This window comes from Pseudomonas sp. Sample_24 (assembly GCF_004307605.1).
Lineage (GTDB): Bacteria > Pseudomonadota > Gammaproteobacteria > Pseudomonadales > Pseudomonadaceae > Aquipseudomonas.
Window position 1 is genome coordinate 41,515 of the sequence record NZ_RCNW01000117.1, and the last position, 19,887, is coordinate 61,401.

Consider the following 19,887-nt stretch of genomic DNA (forward strand, 5'->3'; position numbering starts at 1 on the left):
ATGCATCTTTGAGTTCACGTAAATCCGTCAGGTAGCGCTGATAATCCTCGGCGACGGCAAATACCACTTGGCGGTTATGACCGCGTTGCACCACGTGGTGCGGATAGTTGGGTAATACGAGGCGTCCCATTCTGGGCATTTTTCACTTCTCCTCCATGGAGGTTTTCAGCGTAGCAAAGGAGAGAAATAAATCTGTCCCCTTTTAGAACATTAACCGATGAGCCGCAGGGCTAAAACCGGAGGCTTCCGAGGCGTCAGCGAGAAACGTCTTGATCGATTGCGGGAAGAAAGCGCGGGACGTAGGAAAGGTCTGAAGACGGTGGGATTTGCGAGGTGCTGGCCTGATTCAGAAGCAGAGAGTTGGCGCAGTGGATGTCGATCGTCACCGCAACGCTGGATTCGTATGAGTCAGCGAACCGACATCCACAAACAATTTAACGCCGGGATTTCATCAAGGACGACGAACCGCCCTCACCCGCCCGCTGCTGCCGCCACCGCAGAAAAACCGTTCGCCGCCATCGTACTCAAGTCCCGATACGCCAACGCCCTCCGGCATCTTCAGGCTCTCGAGCACTTCGCCTGTGTTCGTGTCGATGCGCCGCAGTTCGCTCTCTTCTGGCTCCCATGTGCCATGCCACAGCGAACCTTCGACAAAGGTCACACCCGTGACAAAGCGGTTGGATTCGAGGGTGCGCAAGATCTTGCCGCTCTCGGGGTCGATCTGGTGGATTTTGCGCTCGCGGTATTGCCCCACCCACAGCGAGCCTTCCGCCCAGGTCATCCCGGAGTCGTTGCCACCACCGGGGGCCGGGATGGTGGAGAGCACGCGACCGGTTTGCGGGTCGATTTTCTGGATGCGGTCTTCGGCGATCTGGAATAAATGCTTGCCATCGAATGCGGTGCCGGCGTGGGCGGCGACATCCAGCGAACGCACCGTTGCGCCGCTCGAAGGGTCGAGTGCGATGAGTTTACCGGTAGTGGCAAACCACACCTGCTGACCATCCCAGGTCACACCATGTACATCGTCTACACCTTCAAAAGGTCCGTATTCACGAATGATTTCTGCGGCTGACTGTTTCATTTCGGTGTTCCTCGAAAGGGTTTAGTGGCGTTCATCCTAGCCACCGGCCAGCGGAACCGGGAGTAACAAGGTCGTCGCGAAACCGGGCACTGGTGGCGTCATCCAGCGCCGCCCGCGCCCATGCCCGAACGACTGAACCTTGCCCTGTGCTGCCAGTGTTTCGAGAACTCGTTGCACGCTGCGCTGGCTGTTGCCCAGCGCCAGGGCAAGTGCTGAACTCGACCACGCTTCGCCGTCGGCGAGCAGTGCAAATACTGCTGCGTGTTTTTCTTCGACCGGTGGCGTAAGCAGCACTACGTCAGGTGAAACCTGGGTGATCAATGCAAACCCGCGCTTGGTGGCGACCACGTTGGCCAAGGGTTTGAGCGCTGCACGCAAGCGGCCGATTTCGACCCTTAGCCGGGCTCGATGGGATTCATCGCTGAGCTTCAGGCGAAAGGCCCGGGCGATGAGCGTTTCCCGCGCAACATCTTCCGGCCAGGCTTCGGCCAATGTCCGTACGAGGTTGAACAGCACCGGACGTTTCGACAGGGACACCGACATGCCCGCACCGCGCACGACGTACCGGCAGGCATCGACCACCAGCGATGTCGAGGCCAGCAAATCTTCGACGTCATCGAGCAGCAAGGGTCGCGCCTGACCATTACTGATCAAGTGTGCGGCGGGACTGTCGAGCAAGCGCAGCGCGCTGTCGACTTCTGCTATCAACGCGGGAATGCCGGATTGCTGCGCGGCGAACTTGGCCCGGGCCAACGCCGCACGCGCAGCTTGTGAGCGCAAGTGACGCATGGCGATGCCCGCCGCCACGAGCTCATGGGTGGCGTGCAAAGCGGGTGGCAATGTCGAAGGGTCAAGTTGCGCGAGGTTGTCCTGGGCGTCATCCAATTGGCCGATCAGCAACAGGCGGCGGATGTGCAGGTAGCGCGCATGGGCCGCGTTCACCCTGTCACCGTGAGCTTGCAGCGTGACCCGCGCCGCATCGAGGGCCTTCACTGGCCAGCCGAGGTCCCGCGAGGCCAATGCAATCTCGGCTTCGGCGACGATGCAACGCGCCCGAGCCAGCGCTTCCTTTGGCCCGAACGCCCGTATTGCCCGGCGCACCAGTGCCTTGGCCCGCACCAGATCACCCAGTTGCGCCATGGCGATTGCGCGCAACGCCAGCGCCGGTGCATCGTCACGCAACGCGACCCTGTCCAGCGCGCCCAGCGGATCCCCCGCTGCCAGCGCCTGGGCGGCGGCGGTGATCAGCGAGTCCATCGCAGTCTTGCCATGGGGGTCACTCCATTGTCGGCTAGTCGCTGTTGAGTCTATCTCAGACGATGGCGCCTCATGCCGGATCGCGAATTTGATGCTCGCGGCAAATCAGATCCACTTCTGTGGATTCCAGTGGTTCCTGTGTCAGTCCGCAAAACGCTCCACCCGTCACTGTCTGATGAAAACGGCAGGTTCGGCACAGCCCGAAACTCGGGACATTTACACCTTGCTGGATGTTGCGCAACAGCTCCAGCAGCAAGCCTTCCAGATCCACTGCCCGCGCACCCATGCGCTGGGCGGCATTGACCAGAAAATCCGGTGGCACCACGGCGTCCAGCAACGCCTGTGCCGGAGCCGTCAGTTTCAGGTGCACGCTGCGTTTGTCCCGGGCATCCGGCTGTTTGGTCAGCAGTCCTTTGCTTTCCAGAGCCTTGAGCGATTGCGACACCGTGCCTTTGGTCAGTCCCAGATATTCGGTCACCGCCAGCGGCGTGTCGGAGTAGCGGTTGCATCGGCCGAGGTACATCAAGGCGCTGAGCTGGATCGGCTGCAGGTCCGTCAGCAGCGGGTGCTCACGAAACCAGACCCGAGTCAGGCTCGACAACCTTTCCAGCAAATCAAAAAGCACGAGGAAATTCCTGATCAAAAGCGTTGATAAATAGTATCGGATAAAAACCTTATTGACAAAATATCGGCTTGTCGTAGGATTTGTGGTGTCGATCCGAAACCTAATCTACTTCCAAACGGAGGCATACATGAAAACCGCTCTGGCACTCACCCTTGGCACTCTGCTGGCGACACAGGCTGTGGCCCATGACAAACAAGGCATCCAAAGCGACAAAGGCAAAGCCGATGCCGCGTTCGATCTGGTCAATACCCGGGTTTTCAAGGAAGGCAGCAATCTGGTGTTCGAACAATTGGTCGATGGCCAGGCCGGCAGTCGCGTGCCAACCGCCAAGGGTTCGTTTGCCGGGGCCGAGGTGTTCAGTTATGTCTGGCCTACCAGCCTCGACAGTTCCGTTGTCGGCTTTGAAGCGAAGTCCGGGATCCTGGCCCTGGCGCTGACCTCTCACCCGGATTTCGATGACACCCCGCAACTGGACGAAAACAAGGACGGCAAGAAGGATAACGACGGCGGCCTCTGGCACTCGCACTGGGTGGTGCTGAGCAAAGACGAAAGTTGTGGGCCTGGCGGTTTGAAAGTCCGCGACATTCCCAAGGATGCCAAACCGAAGTTACCGGCCACCTGGCCTGGCGCTCCGATCTACATCGACTCCCCGGGCTACGACCTGAGCGTCGAGAAAAACGCCGCGAAAATCCATGTGCCGTTGGCGGCAGTCGGCTTCCCCGAAAGTTTCAACTACGACGGCGTCACCGCTGCACTGAAAGTCAATGCCGACCTGCACAACCCATTGCTGTGCGTCAGCAGCGTCTATGACATTGCCTCGGGTGACCTGTCGTTGCCCGGCACCTGGAAACTCAAGGAGAGCAAATAATGAGCGTGAACGTATTCGATACCCACGTGCGCACCAAAGATGGCCGCTACCTGCACTTCGATGTGCTGATCGAGCGTAACGACGCCGAACTGGCAAAAACCTATGCCCGCCGCTTCCTTGATGAACAGGGCATACAGGACGAAGATATCGCCCAGGACCGCTGCCAGTTCTGTCACGTCGAACCGACCCATCCCGAAGTGGCAGCGGCGATCGGCAAGCAGGGTTACTTCATCCTCAAACTGCAAGGTTGCCAGGAGTAACGAAATGAACACCTACCAACCCATGAACTGCGACCTGTACGACTATCTGGAAATCGCCTGCATGCGCGGTTACCGACTGGACATCGAGTTGAAGGATGGCGCCCGCCTGGAAGCGAAGGCGCTGACTACGCGAACGTCCGCCGACAAGGAAGAATTCCTCGAGCTTGAAACGGCTGACGGCCAACAGGAAATCCGCTTGGATCAACTGTTGGCCATCACCCCGCTGGACGCCAACGCGCAGTTCGGCCGGGTGGTGTTTACCGATGCGGTTTGCACGTTCTGAGGCGGTTATCAGACCAGCGACATGCCGCCGTCGACATGCAATTGGATGCCGTTGACGAACGAACTGTCGCTGCAGGCCAGGTACAGCGCCGCTTGTGCGAGCTCGTCGGCCTCCCCCAGTCGACCGGCGGGAATCATGGCCGCCATCATTTGCTCGAAGCCGGGGCGGTCTTCTTCTGAAACGCCCAGCTTGCCGATGATCGCAGTATCGACCGGCCCCGGGCTGAGCACATTGACGCGTATGCGCCGCGCCCGCAGCTCCAGCGCCCAGCTGCGCGCAAAAGCGCCGATAGCTGCTTTGGAACCGGCATACACCGCATGCCCTTCGAGCACTTTCGTAGCCGCCAGGGAACTGGTCAGGATGATGCTGCCAGCGTCGCGCATCAGCGGCACGATCGACTGCACACCAAAGAACACGCCTCGGGTGTTGATATTGAATTGCGCGTCGAACTCCGCTGGAGTGACCTGCTGCGATGGCGTCAGGGTGATGACCCCGGCGTTGGCCATGTAGATATCCAGCGCACCGAAGCGCACCCGGACTTGCTCGGCGACCTCGGCATGGTGCTCGAGGCTGGCGACATCGCCCTTGATGCCAAAGGCGCCGTGACCGATGTGGCGCACGGCTTCGTCCAGCACTTCTTGTCGACGTGCGGTGATAATCACCTGCGCGCCCTCTTTGGCGAACAGGCACGCCGACGCCAGGCCTATGCCGCTGTTGCCGCCGGTGATCACTGCGACCTTTCCTTGAAGACGTTGCATCTACTGACTCCGATTGTTGAAGGAGCGCAGTATTATGTCGCTCGCCCCAGCGCCAACCAGTCCAGAAAAAGGCACATCAGTTGTGCTTCGGAGTCACAAGATGCCCAGCTTGTTGAACCAGTCGGCCAGCCTGATTGCCTTTGTCCGCGCGGTGGAAGCCGGTTCTTTCAGTGCTGCCGCACGCAACGCCGGGACCACGCCGTCGGCCATTTCCAAAAGCATCGCCCGACTGGAATCCGAACTGAATGCCAAGCTGTTTCGCCGCTCCACGCGGATGCTCAGCCTTACGCCCGAGGGGCAGGCATTTTTCGAGCGTGTCGCGCCGTTGTTGCAGGCCATCGATGACTGCGCCGATGCGTTGCGCCACACCGGGGGTGCGCGCGGTCATTTGCGGGTCAGCATGCCGAGTGACCTCGGACGATTGCTGATGCCGAGGATCAGCTCGGTGTTTCTCGCCGAGTACCCAGAGGTGGAACTGGACCTGACGTTGCTCGACCACCATGTCGATGTGATTCGTGAGGGTTATGACGTGATTTTCCGCGCCGGCATCCTGTCTGACAGCGATCTGAAAAGCCGTACCCTCGCCCAACTCGACATGGCGTTGGTGGCCTCACCGAAGTTCCTCGACGAATGGGGAACCCCGCACACCCTCGAAGAACTGCGCGCTCTGCCCTTCGTGCGCTATCAACTCAATGGTCGAACCCTGCCCATCATTTTTGAAAACGGTGAAACGTTGGTGCCCCGTGGCCGAATAGGTCTGGACTCGGGATTCGGCTTGCGTGCCGCCGCATTGGGAAACCTGGGCGTTGCGTATTTGATGAAATGCACGGTCCAGCAAGAGCTCGATCGCGGTGAGTTGATGCAGATCATGCCCGGCCATCGGTTGCCGTCGCTGGCCATCCATTCCCTGCATGCGTTTGGTGTACTGACACCGATCCGGATCAAGCTGTTTGCCGATTTTGTACAACAGGAACTGTATCGACTGGAAGGACAATCCATTTCAAGTCATACGATCTCTTGACTCATTTTTTGCAATCAATAGGCGCTAAACTCCCTTCTCCAAAGCCTTCAACCTTGTTCATGCAAGCCAAATGCGTTACAAACCCCTTTGGTTGTACGACAACATAATAAATATTCGCGCCTCATTTCTTTTGAGAGCGCACTCAATTCGAGACACTGCCATGACCCAACCAACCTTCCGCCAAGAAGCGCCTGCGCCCTTCCCTCGCCATCTCGCCGTGCTGATTTTACTGTGCATGGGCTGTGCATTTGCGGGCAACCATGTGGCGGCGCGGGTTGCCTTCGATGACGGCGCGGGTGTGTTGTTGGCGATTCTGATGCGCTCGGGCGGGACGTTGTTGGTATTGGCCGCTTTGGTCATTTGGCAACGCCAGACGCTGCGCCTGCCGGCGGGTGCCTGGCGTTGGCAATTGCTGTTGGGCTTGCTGATCGCCACCCAAAGCCTTTGCCTGTATTCCGCGGTCGCACGGGTGCCGGTGGCGTTGGCACTGTTGGTGGCCAATGTCTTTCCCATTCTGCTGGCGCTGCTCACCTGGGCGTTGGGAGGCCCGCGTCCGACCGCACGCACCGCCGCACTGATGGGCCTGATTTTGCTGGGCCTGGTATTTGTGCTGGATGTCCCCGGTCGCCTCGCGGACAACGCCAGTGTCGGCCCGCAATGGTGGCTGGGCGTGACCCTGGCCTTTTGCGCGGCCAGCGTGTTTGCCTGTGCGTTGTGGATCACCGACCACAAGTTGGCCGAGGTTCGTGGATCGGTGCGCAGCCTGCTGACAATTTTCATCGTGTTCAGCAGTATCAATCTGGCCGGTATGAGCGGCGCCCTGCCTGGTGGCTTGAACCTTCCGGCCACCAGCACCGGGTGGCTGGCGCTGGCGACACTGGTTGTACTGTACGGCACCGGATTTATCGTGCTGTTCATTTGCGTGCCGCGCCTGGACATGCCGCGCAACGCTCCGGTGATGAACATCGAGCCGTTGGCCACGCTGTTGATGGGCTGGGTGGTGTTGGACCAGATGCTCAGTGCCGGGCAAGTGGTGGGTGGTGTGATCGTTGTCACCGGGATTGTGTTGCTGACTTATCGCAAGGGCCAGCGCGCGTCGCAACCTGAACAGCCTGTCGCGCAGCGCGGCTGAAGTCACAGCCTATGGGAGCGAGCTGTCATTCAACGTTATCGTTGACTGGCAGGTCTCATCATCGGGTCGCCGCCCGGAGCAGGCTCGCTCCCACAGGGATAGGTGTGGTCCGGGCTTATTTATCCGACTTGATCGCCGTCCACACCCGCGTCCGTACCCGTTCGAGTTTCTGCGGCAGCGGCTGCACGACGTACAGGGTTTTCAACGCCTCGCTGGTCGGTGTCAGGTTCGGATTGCCGGTGATTTCCTTATTGATCAGCGCCAGCGAATCCTTGTTGGCATTCGGGTAACCGAGGAAGTCGCTGATCGGCGCAATGACGTTCGTGTCCAGCAGCGTGTTGAGGAACTCGTGGGCCTCTTCGACGTTTTTCGCGCTTTTTGGAATGGCAAACGTGTCGAACCAGATCGGCGCCCCCTCCTTCGGCAAACGCCAGTCGACCACCACACCGTTGCCGGCTTCTTTGGCGCGATTGCCAAACTGGTAGAAGCTGCCGGAGTAACCAATGGCCACGCAGATATCACCGTTGGCGATGTCGGTCATGTATTTGGCCGAGTTGAAGTAGGTAACGTAAGGCCGAATCTTCAGCATCAAGGCCTTGGCCTTTTCGTAGTCATCCGGGTTCTGGCTGTTCGGGTCCAGTCCCAGGTAATGCAGGGCCAGCGGCAGGATCTCCGAAGGCGAGTCGAGCATGGCGACGCCGCAGGACTTCAACTTCTCCATGTTCTCGGGTTTGAACACCAGGTCCCAACTGTCTACCGGGGCATTTTCGCCCAGCGCGGCCTTGACCTTGGCCGGGTTGAATCCGATCAACACGGTGCCGTACATGTATGGCACGCCGTATTGATTGCCGGGATCGTTCTTGTCGAGCAGTTTGAGCAGTGCCGGATCCTGGTGCTTCCAGTTTGGCAGTTTGGACTTGTCGAGCTTCTGGAATACGCCGGCCTTGATCTGGGTTTCGATGAACTGGTTCGACGGCACCACCAGGTCGTATCCGGAGTTACCGGTCAGCAGTTTGGCTTCCAGCGACTCGTTGGTGTCGAAGGTGTCCCAGGTCACTTTGATCCCGGTTTTGGCGGCAAAGTCCTTGGGCACGGACGGCAGGATATAGTCCGCCCAGTTGTACACCCGCAGCTCGCGCTGCTCGGCTTGCACCGCGCTGGCAAGCAACGTCAGCCCACAAACAGTGGCGCCCAGAATGCGTTTCATAATGTCCATGGATCAGTTCCCCAATGTCAGCTCGTTTGGTTTTTATAATCGGTAACGGCAGTGGCCTTGAACGTGGCCTGGAGCAAAGGAAGCAAAAGATTATGGTTATGGAAGCTGTGTACACGGCTGCTTCGGCCGCCTGCCACCGATTCTTGCTGACAGCCTGGACCGTTCACAGCGTGCGATCGGCCAAAAGGGGATCGAAATGGCCATTATCCGTGTCCGTATGGAGGGGCAATGGCGGCGCCCTGCCCCGGCTTAGTGCAAAATACGCGGCTTAAGGTTGAAAACCGGATTGCGTCGCGCAACGCTGCGCACGCAGATCCGTCAAGAAATTCATATTTGAGAGAGCCGGTGGTAACCGCATGATTGAAGTCACCGAAGTTTCCATTGCCCAATTGCGCGCTGCGCTCGAATCCGGCCAGACCACGTCGGTCGAACTGGTCCAGGCCTACCTCGCCCGGATCGATGCGTATGACGGCGCCGACACCGACACCGCGCTCAATGCCGTGGTGGTGCGCAACCCGGACGCGCTCAAGGAAGCGCAAGCTGCCGATGCCCGTCGGGCCAGGGGCGAGACGCTGGGGCCACTCGATGGCATTCCTTATACGGCGAAGGACAGTTACCTGGTCAAGGGCCTGACGGCCGCTTCGGGCAGCCCAGCGTTCAAGGATCTGATTGCCTATCGCGATGCGTTCACCGTCGAACGACTGCGCGCCGCCGGTGCTATCTGCCTGGGCAAGACCAATATGCCGCCCATGGCCAACGGCGGAATGCAGCGCGGGGTCTATGGCCGTGCCGAGAGCCCGTACAACGCCGATTTCCTCACCGCCCCGTTCGCCTCCGGTTCGTCGAACGGTGCCGGCACAGCCACGGCCGCCAGCTTCGCGGCGTTCGGTTTGGCCGAGGAAACCTGGTCAAGCGGCCGTGGCCCGGCGTCCAACAATGGCTTGTGCGCCTACACGCCATCGCGTGGCGTGATTTCGGTGCGCGGCAACTGGCCGCTGACACCGACCATGGACGTTGTCGTGCCGTTTGCCAGAACCATGGCCGACCTGCTGGAGGTGCTCGACGTGGTCGTGGCGGACGACCCTGACACCCGTGGCGACCTGTGGCGCATGCAACCCTGGGTGCCGATTCCGAGCGTCGCTTCGGTCCGGCCTGCCTCCTATCTTGAACTTGCCGCGCAACCCGATGCGCTCGCCGGCAAGCGCCTCGGCGTGCCGCGCATGTACATCAATGCCGATCCGGAAGCAGGCACCAGCGAAGCACCCGGGATCGGTGGCCCGACCGGCCAACGTATCAATACCCGCGAGTCGGTGATCGGTCTTTGGCAACAGGCGCGCAAGGCTCTTGAAGCCGCTGGCGCCGAGGTCATCGAAGTCGATTTTCCGCTGGTGTCCAATTGCGAAGGTGACCGTCCCGGTGCGCCGACGGTGTTCAATCGCGGCATCGTCTCCAAGGAGTTCCTGCACCATGAATTGTGGGATCTCACTGCGTGGGCTTTCGATGATTTCCTGCAAGCCAATGGCGATCCGAAGCTGAATCGACTGGTCGATGTCGATGGACCGAAGATTTTCCCCCATGACCCGGGAACATTGCCCAACCGTGAGGGCGACCTCGCTGCCGGCATGGACGAATACGTGAAGATGGCCGAGCGTGGTATCACCCCGTGGGACCAGATCAGTACCGTCCCCGATGGACTGCGTGGGCTCGAGCAGACGCGCAAACTCGATCTGGAAGACTGGATGGATCGGCTGGGCCTGGACGCAGTGCTGTTCCCCACCGTCGCGGATGTTGGCCCGGCGGACGCCGATGTCAACCCGGTCTCTGCCGACATCGCCTGGAGTAACGGCGTATGGGTGGCCAATGGCAACCTGGCCATCCGGCATCTGGGTGTGCCGACAGTCACCGTGCCGATGGGCATCATGGCGGATATCGGCATGCCAGTAGGCCTGACGTTTGCCGGTCGAGCCTATGACGATTCGGCACTGTTGCGTTTTGCCTCGGCATTCGAAGCCAGCGGGTCGAAACGAATGATCCCGCCTCGTACCCCGCCGCTGTCATCAGCAGAATAGAGTGCAGTTTTTCGGTGGGCACCGCGTGAGTGACCACCGAAAACCCTCATCTATTTGTGTGGAGCTGCTCACAAAGTCGATTGGAAACGGACAAAAAACCTCTACAATACAGAAAAATCTGTACAGTATTTGTAGAGGTTTCATGACCATGTCACCCTCTGAAAAACTCCTCGCCTGGCATGGAAACTGGATTCTTTCGCAAACAAAGGTCGTCTGCAGGAACTGCAAGGCAGAGCAATCCGAGTCAGACAGAACACTGGAGTTTCCTCACATTTCCCAGTGTCCCAGGAAGGGTTCTCTATCCAACCCGTGGCAGGAGCTGGACGGAATCAGTAATGCCGTTTCAGATAAGCCTGCTTAGCTGAAACGCCAAATTCAAATTTGCAGCGTTCCCCTTACCAAGGCTTCCAGCCTGGGCAAAATACTCGCTTCGTCGTTGCCCAATATGGCAATTGAAGAACCACGCAGCCCTGACGACGAAGCGGCAGCTGCGTCGCCAACCAGGGCCAATGGGCACGTAACGCCCATTTGAAGGGCACGCAGTCGCTTGTGTGCATCGGCCTGCAGTGGCGTCTGGACCAACAGCACCAGCGCGGCGGGCTGAATCGCTGTACACAGCAATGGCAGTTCTTCCAGGGGCTGGCCCGGGCTCAGCACTTCAATGCGCAGCTGGTCATTGCTCATCAACAAACCGGCGCACAACAGCTCCAGTTCGTGTGCATGGCCAGAGCCGTCGGCCAGCAGCACGCAAGCACCGTTGCCCGGGTTCATCTGCAGTCGCAATAACAACCGCGCACGAAAGAAAGCGTCCAGGAACAGCCACTGACTGCGTCGACCGAAAGCATCGCCAACTGCCAGGCTGCGCCAGACCGGCAGCAGAACAGCCGCCAGTACCGTAGCCTTCGGGTAGATCGTGAACAGTTGCCCGTGAAGGCGCTCCAGCTCGGCGCCATCAAAAGCCTGCGTGGCACGATGAATTGCCTGTTGCCATTGGAGCAGAGGGGCTTCGGCCGCGTCTGTGACAGCGAGCTCCGGCGTGTTCTGCTGCCGGTTGAGCAAAGCGCCAATCTTGCTGATTGGCAGACCTCGGCTGGTCCAGAGCATGATGCTGCGTATATGTTCGATATCTTGCTGCGAATACAGGCGATGCCCACCTACCGTGCGAACAGGTCGGATCAATCCGTGGCGACGCTCCCATGCCCGCAGGGTGATCGGGTTGACGCCAGTCAGGCTGGCGACTTCGCGCATGGGGAGCAAGGCGTCGTCGGAGGCGGATTCGAGGGGCTCGGTCATTGAAAGTCGTTACATCCTGAGTGTGTCGCCATTCTAAACCAGGCATGGCGCTATTTAACCAGCCAATCGCGGTCCGGGTTCCTGCGTCTTGCCATCTAGGCATGGCTGTCGCTGACGACTACGCTGTGAGGCAAATCCTCGAACTACAGCGAGCCCGGACCATGATTGACGCCAAACTCCTGCAACTTATGGTCGAAGCCTCCAATGACGGCATCGTCGTGGCCGAGCAGGAAGGCAGTGACAGCATTCTCATCTATGCCAACCCTGCCTTCGAGCGCCTGACCGGCTACAGTGCCGACGAAATACTCTATCAGGATTGCCGGTTCCTGCAGGGAGCCGATCATGACCAGGCCAGCCTCAACGCAATCCGCGACGCCATCCGCCTCGGTCAGCCCTGCCGTCAGGTGCTGCGCAACTATCGTAAGGATGGCAGCCTGTTCTGGAACGAGTTGTCTATCACTCCCGTGTACAACGATGCCGATCAGTTGACCTACTACATTGGCATACAGCACGACGTCAGCGAAAAGATTGCCGCTCTGGAAAGAGTCCAGTCGCTTGAGACCGAAGTGGCTGATCTTCGCCGTCAACTGGCAAGGCTTGGCGGTCAAGACGAGTAACGCAACGACCGATACAAAAAGTGTACAAGAATATTGACTTGTACAATTTTCCCCGTAGGCTTCAGGTAAACCTGTACAGTTTTCTCAACTTGTACAATTTTGCCTGGAGCCGGCCATGTCTGCATATCTCCGCCATTTCGCTGACACGTTCACAACGCTGAACGCTGATTGCCTGGATAAACTGGGCGAGCTGTACAGCAACGACGTTCAATTTCGTGATCCGTTGCACCAACTCAATGGCCTGCCGGCACTTCGTAGCTATTTTGAAAACCTGTACAGCAACGTCGAGGATATCCGCTACGAACTCCTGGACGTGGATGAAACCGCCCCCGGTCAAGGTTATCTGCGCTGGAACCTGCACTTCCGTCATCCGCGCCTGTCCCGTGGCCAGCCGATAAGTCTGCAAGGCTGCAGCCACCTGCGCTGGGCAACGCATGTCTACCTGCACCACGACTATTTCGATGCCGGTGCCCTGATCTACGAGCACGTTCCCGTACTTGGCGCAGTGATCGGCTGGATCAAAGGGAGGCTTGCATGAGTCGCTGCTGGCTGACAGGGGCCAGCAGCGGCCTTGGTGCCGCCCTGGCTGAACGGCTTCTGGAGCAAGGCCATTCGGTGGCCTTGGGTGGGCGGCGGGCGGAAGCACTGATGCCGCTCGTGCTGCGCTACCCAGGGGCCTTGCTCGCTACCGGCGATGTGGCTGACCCGCGTCAAGTTTCGGCCATTTGCGACAACATCGAGCAGGCGTGGGGCGCACTGGACCTGGTGATTCTGAACGCCGGCACCTGCGAATACCTGGTGCCGGGCAAGTTCGAGGCCGAGACAGTCGAGCGCGTGATGCGTACCAACCTGTTGGCGGTCAGCTACTGTTTGCAGGCGGCACTGCCACTGCTGCGCCGCGGGCACCGACCCCATCTGGTAGTGATCGGCAGCTCAGTGACCTGGCTGGCGCTGCCGCGGGCCGGAGCCTATGGCGCGTCCAAAGCGGCCCTGCGTTATCTCGTTGAATCCCTGCGCCTGGATCTACACGCCGAAGGCATTGATGTAACGCTGGTCAGCCCGGGGTTCATCGACACCCCCCTGACTCGGCGCAATACCTTTGCCATGCCACAACTCTGGACGGCCGACCGCGCTGCGCGGCATGTCGTCGCGCGCCTGACGCGACGACCGCTGGAGATCAACTTTCCACGCCTCTTCACTCTCGTCCTGCGCTTGCTTGGCGCCCTGCCGGCGCGTTGGCGCCTGGCCCTGGGCCGTCGACTGGCGCGAACCGAACAGGAATAGCGTCATATGCGTATCGCCATTATCGGCAGCGGGATTTCTGGGCTGACCTGTGCCTATCTGTTGTCGCGTAGCAATGAGGTGACCGTGTTCGAAGCGGCTGACTGGGTCGGCGGTCATACCCATACTGTCGACATTGAATGGCAGGGCCAGCGCTATGCCGTGGACACCGGCTTCATCGTTTTCAACGACTGGACCTACCCCAACTTCATTCGCTTGCTCGATCGCCTGGGAGTCGTCTCACGCCCCACCGAGATGAGCTTTTCCGTGAACGATCCGGACAGCGGTCTGGAGTACAACGGCAATAATCTGGACACCCTTTTCGCACAGCGCAGCAATCTGCTGTCGCCGGGCTTCTGGGGGATGCTGCGCGATATCGTGCGCTTCAACCGCCAGGCGGTAACAGACCTTGACGACCACCGCATTGACCAAGCCATAAGCCTTGGCGACTACCTGAGCATGCGAGGCTACGGGCAGCGTTTCATCCATCACTATATCGTCCCCATGGGATCGGCCATCTGGTCGGTATCAAGGGCCGATATGCTGCGTTTCCCGCTGCACTTTTTCGTGCGTTTCTTTCGCAACCACGGCCTGCTCTCGATCAGCCAGCGGCCGCAGTGGCGGGTGATCGAGGGTGGCTCGCGCAGTTATGTGAAGCCGTTGTGCTGGACCTTCAGCGAGCGCATTCGCCTCAATTGCCCGGTGATGGGCGTCCGCCGGGATGATACCGGGGTGGTGATCACCAGCGCCGCGGGCCAGGAACGCTTCGACAAAGTCGTGTTCGCCTGCCATAGCGACCAGGCTCTGGCGCTGCTGGAGAAACCGACGACCACCGAGCATGAGGTGCTCGGAGCCCTGAACTATGCCGCCAATGAAGTATTGCTGCACACCGACACGCGCCTGTTGCCCAGTCGGCGCAAGGCTTGGGCCAGCTGGAACTATCGTCTCGGCGGCCCGGCACACGCGCCGGCCGCCGTGACCTATAACATGAATATTCTGCAAGGCCTCGACGCACCCGTGACCTTCTGCGTAAGCCTCAATCAGGGCGATTGCGTGGACCCGTCGCAGGTTTTGGCACGCTTCGATTACGCACATCCGCAATACAGCCTTGCCGCCATGGCGGCCCAGGCACGTCAGGGTGAACTACAGGGAAACCAGCACAGCTACTTCTGCGGCGCTTACTGGGCCAACGGCTTCCATGAGGATGGCGTGGTCAGCGCTTTGGGCGTCGCCGAACGGTTCGGGGAGCGCCTGTGAACAGCAGCCTTTGCTACGGTTGGGTCAGCCACCGACGCCTGATGCCGCGGTACCACGGATTCCGCTATCGCAGCGCCATGCTTTACCTGGATCTGGACGAACAGCAATTGCTGCTGGGCCTGTCTCCGTTACTCGGTGCTACTCGGCTGGCACCGCTGAGCTGGCGAGAAACCGATTACCTGCCAGCCTGGACTCGTCGCGGCATACCTTTGAAAGACGCGGTGCGCGAAGTGGTGGCCAAGGCCTTGGGCCAGGCGCCGTGCGGCCCCATTCATTTGCTGACCCAGCCGCGCAGTTGGGGGATTTCTTTCAATCCGGTGAGCTTCTACTTTTGCCACGACAGCGATGGCCTCCTGGCAGCGATTGTGCTGGAGGTGCGTAACACACCTTGGCGTGAGCGTTTTCACTATGTGCTGTCGGTGCTGCCCGGTCAGCCGCGACAATTCTCGGTCAGCAAGCAATTCCATGTCTCGCCGTTCTTGCCGATGGACATGCAATACCACATGCGCTTCCACATCGATGGCGCGCACGTGCGCATCCACATGGAAAACCACCGCGAAGAACAGAAAGTCTTCGAGGCCGATCTGGCGCTGCAGCGCAAGCCGCTGGATGCCGCTGCATTGAGACGACACGTACTGGCCTTCCCCTGGATGAGCCTGCGTACCCTCAGTGCCATTTATTGGCAAGCCATGTGCCTGTTGCTCAAGCGCACCCCACTCTTTGCCCACACCACCCGTCAGAGCAGCCAAGACCTTGGCCATGACTTCCACGAGGAGCCCGAGCATGTCCGATCCAACTCTGAGCGTCAGTAAATCCTTTGGCTTGGCGCCGTTGTTCGGCGGCCTGGGCAGAAGCGCCGTGCTCTCCCAACTGCGCAACCTGCGCCAAGGACGTCTGCGCCTGATCTATCAGGGCCGACAGTGGCTGTTTGGCGATGCCGGCAGCACACTGCACGCCGAGGTCGAGATCTTCGACGAAGCAGCTTGGGGCATGGTGGCTGCCAACGGCTCGATCGGTGCCGGTGAAGCTTACATCCACGGCTACTGGCGCACGCCGGACCTGGCGGCGGTCACCCGACTCTTCGTCGCCAACCTGGAAGTGCTCGACGCCCTTGATGGCGGGTTGGCGCGCCTGGGTCGACCGGTCCTGCGCCTGCTGCATTGGTTCAATCGAAACAACAGGCAAGGCGCGCGGCGCAATATTCTCGCTCATTACGATTTGGGCAATGCCCTGTTCGAGCGGCTGCTGGACCCGACCATGATGTACTCGGCAGCAATGTTCGACAGTCTGGAGCAGAGCCTGGAGCAAGGCCAACTGAACAAACTCGAGCGTATCTGCGAGAAACTCGCGCTGAGCCCCGACGATCATCTGCTCGAGATCGGTACCGGATGGGGTAGCCTGGCGATCCATGCCGCTACCCGTCACGGGTGCCGGGTGACGACCACCACATTGTCCGAGGCGCAGTACGCCCATACCGTGCAGCGCGTCCGCGATCTTGGCCTGCAAGAACGCATTACCGTCCTGCGCGAGGATTACCGCGACCTGCGCGGACGCTTCGACAAACTGGTCTCGATCGAGATGATCGAGGCAGTGGGGCACCGCTATTTGCCGGTTTACTTCCGTCGGTGTGCATCGCTGCTCAAAGAAGACGGTTTGATGCTGTTGCAGGCCATCACCATTCGCGACCAGCGTTATGAACAGGCCCAGCGCTCGGTGGATTTCATTCAGCGCCATATCTTTCCCGGCGGTGCCCTGCCCTCCTTGAGCGTCATGCTGCAGACCGCCAGTTGCCATACCACGTTGAACCTGGTGCACATGGAGGACTTCGGACAGGACTATGCGCGGACTCTGCAGCACTGGCGCGACAACTTGCGCCAGTCGCGCACCGCGTTGCTTGAGCTGGGCTATGACGAAACATTTCAACGCCTCTGGGAGTTCTACCTGTGTTATTGCCAGGGCGGTTTCGAGGAGCGCGCAATTGGCGTCGCGCAACTGCTCTGGGCAGCCCCGGCCGCACGTCGAGCTTCGCTGCCGGGTGCCTGATGAGCCGGGCCTGGTTGATCGGCAACGCACTGTGGATGCAAGCCGCGTGGTGGGCTTGCGTGCTGAGCGAGCGGCATCCCTGGCTGCTGCTCCCGGTGGCGGCAGGTTTGTTGGTGCATGTGGCTGCTTGCCCGCGGCCGCGCGAGGAAGCAACCACGCTGGTCTGTGTGGCAATGGCAGGCTGCGCACTGGATGCCAGCCTGGGTGCGCTGGGCGTTTTCGATTTTGCCCAGCGCCCCTTACCTCTATGGCTGGCGGTACTGTGGCTGGTGCTGGCCAGTGGACTTCGCCATAGCCTGGCCTGGGCTCGACATCCCATCTGGTACGGCGCGCTACTGGGCATGTGCGGCGGTCCCCCGGCTTACATCGCCGGCGCATCGTTGGCGGGTGTCGGTCTGCCTTGGGGCACTTTTGGCACAGTCCTGCTGCTCGCGCCGCTTTGGGCTGTATGGATGCCGCTTATCCTGCGACTGGCGGCTCGGCGCTGATCTTTCCAATGGGCGAATAGCGCCTGCTCGGCTCGGCCATCGTGGGTTCAGGGAGTTGACGCCGGCTGGCGACGAAAGAACAGGATCACCTGTCCCAACTCGACGCCAAGCTTGCTCATAGTCGTGCGATTGATGATCGTGTCTTCGTCCATCAGGTACATCCAGTCGTCCATATCCACTTCCCAATGCCGGCCGTCAACCGGCAGGTCAAGGCGGTAGCGCCAGTGCAGCGCGTTGCCCGCGATCTCGCCGCTGGCCTCTCCGACGACATCGTCCGCACGGCCACGCCATCGCCCGGAACCGGTCGGTTCCAGCGTCCAGGTACGCCGCTGACGCGTGCCATCGCTGTAGAGAAATCGCTCGTCGAGGATCAATTTTTGTCCTTCGACGCGACTTTCAATCTGGACATGGAAACGTTTGACCACCTCGCCCGAGCGATTCTGGAACAACCCCCAAGCCTGTACCGGCCGGGAGAAGAAGGCCACCAGATCCAGAGCGGGTCGCTCCTTCGCGTAGTGGTCCACGCCAACGTTGTTACAGCTGACCAGCAACAGGCTAACGAGCAGTACCGCTAATCGACGCATCTCAACCTCCTCACTCCGCCGGCCCGGCCATCCCCAGCAGGCGTTGACGCAGTTCTTTGTCCCGAGTACGCGGGTCCAGCCAAATGTCGAAGAAGGCACGGGCGAATGCAGGGTCCTCGACCCGCCGGCGCAGTTGGCCGTCGACGAAGAAAGTGCAGCCTTTACCTGGATGGTAAAGCCCGGTAATGCGCATTCCCGGCCGAACATCGACGAAGGCATCTCGCATTTCACTGGACCAGCGTTGGAGTGTGGGCTCATCTGGACGAGCCTCTGCCATGCGACGCATTTCCTTGAGGCTGGCCTCAACCAGTGCGTCCCGGGAAAGGGCACGGTGATAAACCAGTTCGAGTGCAAAAGGCTGGTCCCAGGTCATCGGCATCCCTGGGCTCCACAAACGCGCTGTGTAGAGACTCACGCCGAACCAGGTAAAGTCGCCGCTGCCCAACAGACGCCCGTCTGGCAGTGCGGGACGCCAATCCGCCCAGCAAGGTACCGCCAGCAACAACGCGAACAGCCAGCATCTCGACAGACGATGTCCAAAGCAACGCTTGGAATCAGCCACGTTCATGATCGTCTCGGCCTTTTGTAAATTCTATACAAGAATAGCTTCATGTATAGTTTTTACGCCATCAGGACAGAGCTTGTACAACTTTTTTACGCCATGCGCGGTGATTCCTGATGAGCGTCGATGGAGCGACGCTCATCACCGCCAAGGTCAGCTTCTAGTCCTCGCGATACAGAATCATGCCTGCGTGATACAAAATCCCCTCCCGGAACTCGCCATCAGCGGTAAACCCGGTGTCATCGACGTATTCAATGTGGTCACCTTCCAGCCAATATCTTCCCTGGTAGGCGCTCGCTGTCTTGCCTCGCGCCTCATCATATCGGCCGCCTGGCAATAGCTCATGGCGAATATGCCCATCTGCCGTAACCCACATGCCGACGTATTTGTCTTGATCTGCGGACTTTTTGACCGTCATTTTCTTTTCCTCCAGTCTCGCCACATTAATAGGGGCTGGCGGTTGGCCGGACAATCAGCTCACTGACATCAACGTCGGCAGGTTGCTCGATGGCATAGGCAATAGCACGGGCGATGGCCTGGGCAGGCAGTGCGATCTTACGAAACTCACGCATCTCGGCCCGTCCACCTTCGTCTGAGATGCTCTCGGCCAATTCCGATTCGGTGACCCCCGGCGAAATAACGGTGACACGAATGTCTCCACCGACTTCCTGACGCAGTCCTTCTGAAATGGCCCGTACCGCAAATTTCGTCGCGCAGTAAACAGAGGCTGTCGGACTGACTGTGTATGCACCGATAGACGCTATATTGATGAACTGACCGGATTTCTGCTTCTGCATCAGAGGCAGGCCTGCTGCAATACCATGCAGGACGCCGCGAATGTTGACGTCGATCATCTGGTCCCATTCATTGACCTTCAGCGCTTCAAGCTTCGACAGAGGCATTACACCGGCGTTATTGACGATCACATCGACGCGACCATGGAGGCTGACGGCAAAATCCACAAACGCTTGCACGTCAGACCGGCTGGTGACATCAACCGCCTTGAATTGGGCGCTCCCTCCCGCGGCATTGATCTCATGGCAGAGGCTTTCGAGGCGATCCGTGCGACGTGCACCCAGCACGACGCGTGCCCCCTTGCCAGCTAAAAGACGCGCGGCCGCCTCGCCAATACCGCTGCTGGCGCCAGTGATCACCACTACTTTTTCCGAAATGTTCGACATGATCCCTATCC

At 59.7% G+C, this 19,887-nt stretch carries 23 protein-coding genes and 1 pseudogene; 13 read left to right on the forward strand and 11 right to left on the reverse strand.

Going from position 1 to position 19,887, the window contains the following annotated elements; all coding sequences use genetic code 11:
* From D8V06_RS30745 to D8V06_RS05965, 4 genes and pseudogenes are all read right to left on the reverse strand, one after another.
* Window positions 1–139 (reverse strand): annotated as a pseudogene (locus D8V06_RS30745) (transposase); the annotation flags it as partial.
* Window positions 140–451: 312 nt separating this feature from the next.
* A complete protein-coding gene (locus tag D8V06_RS05955) occupies window positions 452–1,081 on the reverse strand; it encodes a PQQ-binding-like beta-propeller repeat protein (protein ID WP_130930610.1) in 630 nt (209 codons plus the stop codon).
* Window positions 1,082–1,117: 36 nt separating this feature from the next.
* Window positions 1,118–2,338, reverse strand: a complete 1,221-nt coding sequence (locus D8V06_RS05960) for a helix-turn-helix domain-containing protein (protein WP_130930611.1) — start codon at window positions 2,336–2,338, stop codon at window positions 1,118–1,120.
* Window positions 2,339–2,408: 70 nt separating this feature from the next.
* Window positions 2,409–2,963, reverse strand: coding sequence for a MarR family transcriptional regulator (locus D8V06_RS05965; protein ID WP_130930612.1), 555 nt, complete (start codon window positions 2,961–2,963; stop codon window positions 2,409–2,411).
* Window positions 2,964–3,090: 127 nt separating this feature from the next.
* On the opposite strand from D8V06_RS05965, the gene D8V06_RS05970 reads away from it, so the two are divergent.
* Genes D8V06_RS05970 through D8V06_RS05980 form a run of 3 tightly spaced genes read left to right on the forward strand, consistent with a single transcriptional unit; the run spans window position 3,091 to window position 4,374 of the window.
* A complete protein-coding gene (locus D8V06_RS05970) occupies window positions 3,091–3,831 on the forward strand; it encodes a hypothetical protein (protein WP_056853403.1) in 741 nt (246 codons plus the stop codon).
* Complete coding sequence (locus D8V06_RS05975) at window positions 3,831–4,091, forward strand: DUF2024 family protein (protein ID WP_056853402.1); 261 nt, start codon at window positions 3,831–3,833, stop codon at window positions 4,089–4,091. The genes D8V06_RS05970 and D8V06_RS05975 overlap by 1 nt, the downstream gene beginning before the upstream one ends.
* A gap of 4 nt (window positions 4,092–4,095) precedes the next feature.
* Window positions 4,096–4,374 carry a Rho-binding antiterminator gene (locus tag D8V06_RS05980; RefSeq protein ID WP_056853401.1) on the forward strand — a complete coding sequence of 93 codons (279 nt, stop codon included), beginning with the start codon at window positions 4,096–4,098 and terminating at the stop codon, window positions 4,372–4,374.
* A gap of 8 nt (window positions 4,375–4,382) precedes the next feature.
* Here D8V06_RS05980 and D8V06_RS05985 read toward each other — a convergent pair whose 3' ends face one another.
* Entirely contained in the window at window positions 4,383–5,132 is a 750-nt protein-coding gene (locus tag D8V06_RS05985) for an SDR family oxidoreductase (RefSeq protein ID WP_130930613.1), read from the reverse strand.
* Between the two features lie 100 nt (window positions 5,133–5,232).
* Between D8V06_RS05985 and D8V06_RS05990 the strand changes: the two genes are divergently transcribed.
* Together D8V06_RS05990 and D8V06_RS05995 are read left to right on the forward strand one after the other, a co-directional pair.
* Entirely contained in the window at window positions 5,233–6,153 is a 921-nt protein-coding gene (locus D8V06_RS05990) for a LysR family transcriptional regulator (RefSeq protein ID WP_130904708.1), read from the forward strand.
* A 160-nt stretch (window positions 6,154–6,313) separates the two neighbouring features.
* Window positions 6,314–7,285: a DMT family transporter gene (locus D8V06_RS05995; RefSeq protein WP_056853398.1), complete on the forward strand. Its 972-nt coding sequence runs from the start codon at window positions 6,314–6,316 to the stop codon at window positions 7,283–7,285.
* 115 nt (window positions 7,286–7,400) lie between these two features.
* On the opposite strand, the gene D8V06_RS06000 is transcribed toward D8V06_RS05995, so the two are convergent.
* Complete coding sequence (locus tag D8V06_RS06000; RefSeq protein ID WP_130904707.1) at window positions 7,401–8,501, reverse strand: polyamine ABC transporter substrate-binding protein; 1,101 nt, start codon at window positions 8,499–8,501, stop codon at window positions 7,401–7,403.
* A gap of 356 nt (window positions 8,502–8,857) precedes the next feature.
* Between D8V06_RS06000 and D8V06_RS06005 the strand changes: the two genes are divergently transcribed.
* Window positions 8,858–10,570 carry an amidase gene (locus D8V06_RS06005; protein ID WP_130904706.1) on the forward strand — a complete coding sequence of 571 codons (1,713 nt, stop codon included), beginning with the start codon at window positions 8,858–8,860 and terminating at the stop codon, window positions 10,568–10,570.
* A gap of 375 nt (window positions 10,571–10,945) precedes the next feature.
* Here D8V06_RS06005 and D8V06_RS06010 read toward each other — a convergent pair whose 3' ends face one another.
* Window positions 10,946–11,863, reverse strand: a complete 918-nt coding sequence (locus D8V06_RS06010; RefSeq protein WP_130930614.1) for a MerR family transcriptional regulator — start codon at window positions 11,861–11,863, stop codon at window positions 10,946–10,948.
* 161 nt (window positions 11,864–12,024) lie between these two features.
* Between D8V06_RS06010 and D8V06_RS06015 the strand changes: the two genes are divergently transcribed.
* The 7 genes from D8V06_RS06015 (at window position 12,025) to D8V06_RS06045 (ending at window position 17,549) form a co-directional block, all read left to right on the forward strand.
* On the forward strand, window positions 12,025–12,480 hold the full coding sequence (locus tag D8V06_RS06015; RefSeq protein WP_130904704.1) for a PAS domain-containing protein: 456 nt from the start codon (window positions 12,025–12,027) through the stop codon (window positions 12,478–12,480).
* Between the two features lie 115 nt (window positions 12,481–12,595).
* The gene (locus D8V06_RS06020) at window positions 12,596–13,018 is read left to right on the forward strand and encodes a nuclear transport factor 2 family protein (RefSeq protein ID WP_130904703.1); all 423 of its coding nucleotides are present in this window, start codon (window positions 12,596–12,598) and stop codon (window positions 13,016–13,018) included.
* The gene (locus D8V06_RS06025) at window positions 13,015–13,764 is read left to right on the forward strand and encodes an SDR family NAD(P)-dependent oxidoreductase (RefSeq protein WP_056853392.1); all 750 of its coding nucleotides are present in this window, start codon (window positions 13,015–13,017) and stop codon (window positions 13,762–13,764) included. The genes D8V06_RS06020 and D8V06_RS06025 overlap by 4 nt, the downstream gene beginning before the upstream one ends.
* Before the next feature lie 6 nt (window positions 13,765–13,770).
* Window positions 13,771–15,018: an FAD-dependent oxidoreductase gene (locus D8V06_RS06030; protein ID WP_130904702.1), complete on the forward strand. Its 1,248-nt coding sequence runs from the start codon at window positions 13,771–13,773 to the stop codon at window positions 15,016–15,018.
* On the forward strand, window positions 15,015–15,830 hold the full coding sequence (locus tag D8V06_RS06035; protein WP_056853390.1) for a DUF1365 domain-containing protein: 816 nt from the start codon (window positions 15,015–15,017) through the stop codon (window positions 15,828–15,830). The genes D8V06_RS06030 and D8V06_RS06035 overlap by 4 nt, the downstream gene beginning before the upstream one ends.
* Window positions 15,802–17,061, forward strand: coding sequence for a cyclopropane-fatty-acyl-phospholipid synthase family protein (locus D8V06_RS06040; protein WP_056853389.1), 1,260 nt, complete (start codon window positions 15,802–15,804; stop codon window positions 17,059–17,061). The genes D8V06_RS06035 and D8V06_RS06040 overlap by 29 nt, the downstream gene beginning before the upstream one ends.
* Entirely contained in the window at window positions 17,061–17,549 is a 489-nt protein-coding gene (locus tag D8V06_RS06045) for a DUF2878 domain-containing protein (protein WP_130904701.1), read from the forward strand. The genes D8V06_RS06040 and D8V06_RS06045 overlap by 1 nt, the downstream gene beginning before the upstream one ends.
* 47 nt (window positions 17,550–17,596) lie before the next feature.
* On the opposite strand, the gene D8V06_RS06050 is transcribed toward D8V06_RS06045, so the two are convergent.
* The 4 genes from D8V06_RS06050 to D8V06_RS06065 all read right to left on the reverse strand — a co-directional run bounded on the left by D8V06_RS06050 (window position 17,597) and on the right by D8V06_RS06065 (window position 19,876).
* Window positions 17,597–18,133 carry a DUF3833 domain-containing protein gene (locus D8V06_RS06050; RefSeq protein ID WP_130904700.1) on the reverse strand — a complete coding sequence of 179 codons (537 nt, stop codon included), beginning with the start codon at window positions 18,131–18,133 and terminating at the stop codon, window positions 17,597–17,599.
* Between the two features lie 10 nt (window positions 18,134–18,143).
* A complete protein-coding gene (locus D8V06_RS06055) occupies window positions 18,144–18,701 on the reverse strand; it encodes a chalcone isomerase family protein (protein WP_130904699.1) in 558 nt (185 codons plus the stop codon).
* 154 nt (window positions 18,702–18,855) lie between these two features.
* Window positions 18,856–19,113, reverse strand: coding sequence for an Atu4866 domain-containing protein (locus D8V06_RS06060; protein WP_056853386.1), 258 nt, complete (start codon window positions 19,111–19,113; stop codon window positions 18,856–18,858).
* A gap of 25 nt (window positions 19,114–19,138) precedes the next feature.
* Window positions 19,139–19,876 (reverse strand): SDR family oxidoreductase, encoded by a 738-nt coding sequence (locus D8V06_RS06065; RefSeq protein ID WP_130930615.1) that lies wholly within the window; start codon window positions 19,874–19,876, stop codon window positions 19,139–19,141.
* Between the last annotated feature and the right edge of the window lie 11 nt (window positions 19,877–19,887).

Excerpts from the sequence above, each read along its gene's own strand:
- D8V06_RS06005 (WP_130904706.1), top strand. The coding sequence starts at position 8,858 with ATGATTGAAGTCACCGAAGTTTCCATTGCCCAATTGCGCGCTGCGCTC.
- D8V06_RS06040 (WP_056853389.1), top strand. The coding sequence starts at position 15,802 with ATGTCCGATCCAACTCTGAGCGTCAGTAAATCCTTTGGCTTGGCGCCG.
- D8V06_RS06015 (WP_130904704.1), top strand. The coding sequence starts at position 12,025 with ATGATTGACGCCAAACTCCTGCAACTTATGGTCGAAGCCTCCAATGAC.
- D8V06_RS05995 (WP_056853398.1), top strand. The coding sequence starts at position 6,314 with ATGACCCAACCAACCTTCCGCCAAGAAGCGCCTGCGCCCTTCCCTCGC.
- D8V06_RS06055 (WP_130904699.1), bottom strand. The coding sequence starts at position 18,701 with ATGAACGTGGCTGATTCCAAGCGTTGCTTTGGACATCGTCTGTCGAGA.
- D8V06_RS05990 (WP_130904708.1), top strand. The coding sequence starts at position 5,233 with ATGCCCAGCTTGTTGAACCAGTCGGCCAGCCTGATTGCCTTTGTCCGC.
- D8V06_RS06000 (WP_130904707.1), bottom strand. The coding sequence starts at position 8,501 with ATGGACATTATGAAACGCATTCTGGGCGCCACTGTTTGTGGGCTGACG.
- D8V06_RS06060 (WP_056853386.1), bottom strand. The coding sequence starts at position 19,113 with ATGACGGTCAAAAAGTCCGCAGATCAAGACAAATACGTCGGCATGTGG.
- D8V06_RS05980 (WP_056853401.1), top strand. The coding sequence starts at position 4,096 with ATGAACACCTACCAACCCATGAACTGCGACCTGTACGACTATCTGGAA.
- D8V06_RS06030 (WP_130904702.1), top strand. The coding sequence starts at position 13,771 with ATGCGTATCGCCATTATCGGCAGCGGGATTTCTGGGCTGACCTGTGCC.
- D8V06_RS06050 (WP_130904700.1), bottom strand. The coding sequence starts at position 18,133 with ATGCGTCGATTAGCGGTACTGCTCGTTAGCCTGTTGCTGGTCAGCTGT.
- D8V06_RS05955 (WP_130930610.1), bottom strand. The coding sequence starts at position 1,081 with ATGAAACAGTCAGCCGCAGAAATCATTCGTGAATACGGACCTTTTGAA.
- D8V06_RS06025 (WP_056853392.1), top strand. The coding sequence starts at position 13,015 with ATGAGTCGCTGCTGGCTGACAGGGGCCAGCAGCGGCCTTGGTGCCGCC.
- D8V06_RS06020 (WP_130904703.1), top strand. The coding sequence starts at position 12,596 with ATGTCTGCATATCTCCGCCATTTCGCTGACACGTTCACAACGCTGAAC.
- D8V06_RS05970 (WP_056853403.1), top strand. The coding sequence starts at position 3,091 with ATGAAAACCGCTCTGGCACTCACCCTTGGCACTCTGCTGGCGACACAG.
- D8V06_RS06065 (WP_130930615.1), bottom strand. The coding sequence starts at position 19,876 with ATGTCGAACATTTCGGAAAAAGTAGTGGTGATCACTGGCGCCAGCAGC.
- D8V06_RS06045 (WP_130904701.1), top strand. The coding sequence starts at position 17,061 with ATGAGCCGGGCCTGGTTGATCGGCAACGCACTGTGGATGCAAGCCGCG.
- D8V06_RS05985 (WP_130930613.1), bottom strand. The coding sequence starts at position 5,132 with ATGCAACGTCTTCAAGGAAAGGTCGCAGTGATCACCGGCGGCAACAGC.
- D8V06_RS05960 (WP_130930611.1), bottom strand. The coding sequence starts at position 2,338 with ATGGACTCGCTGATCACCGCCGCCGCCCAGGCGCTGGCAGCGGGGGAT.
- D8V06_RS05975 (WP_056853402.1), top strand. The coding sequence starts at position 3,831 with ATGAGCGTGAACGTATTCGATACCCACGTGCGCACCAAAGATGGCCGC.
- D8V06_RS06010 (WP_130930614.1), bottom strand. The coding sequence starts at position 11,863 with ATGACCGAGCCCCTCGAATCCGCCTCCGACGACGCCTTGCTCCCCATG.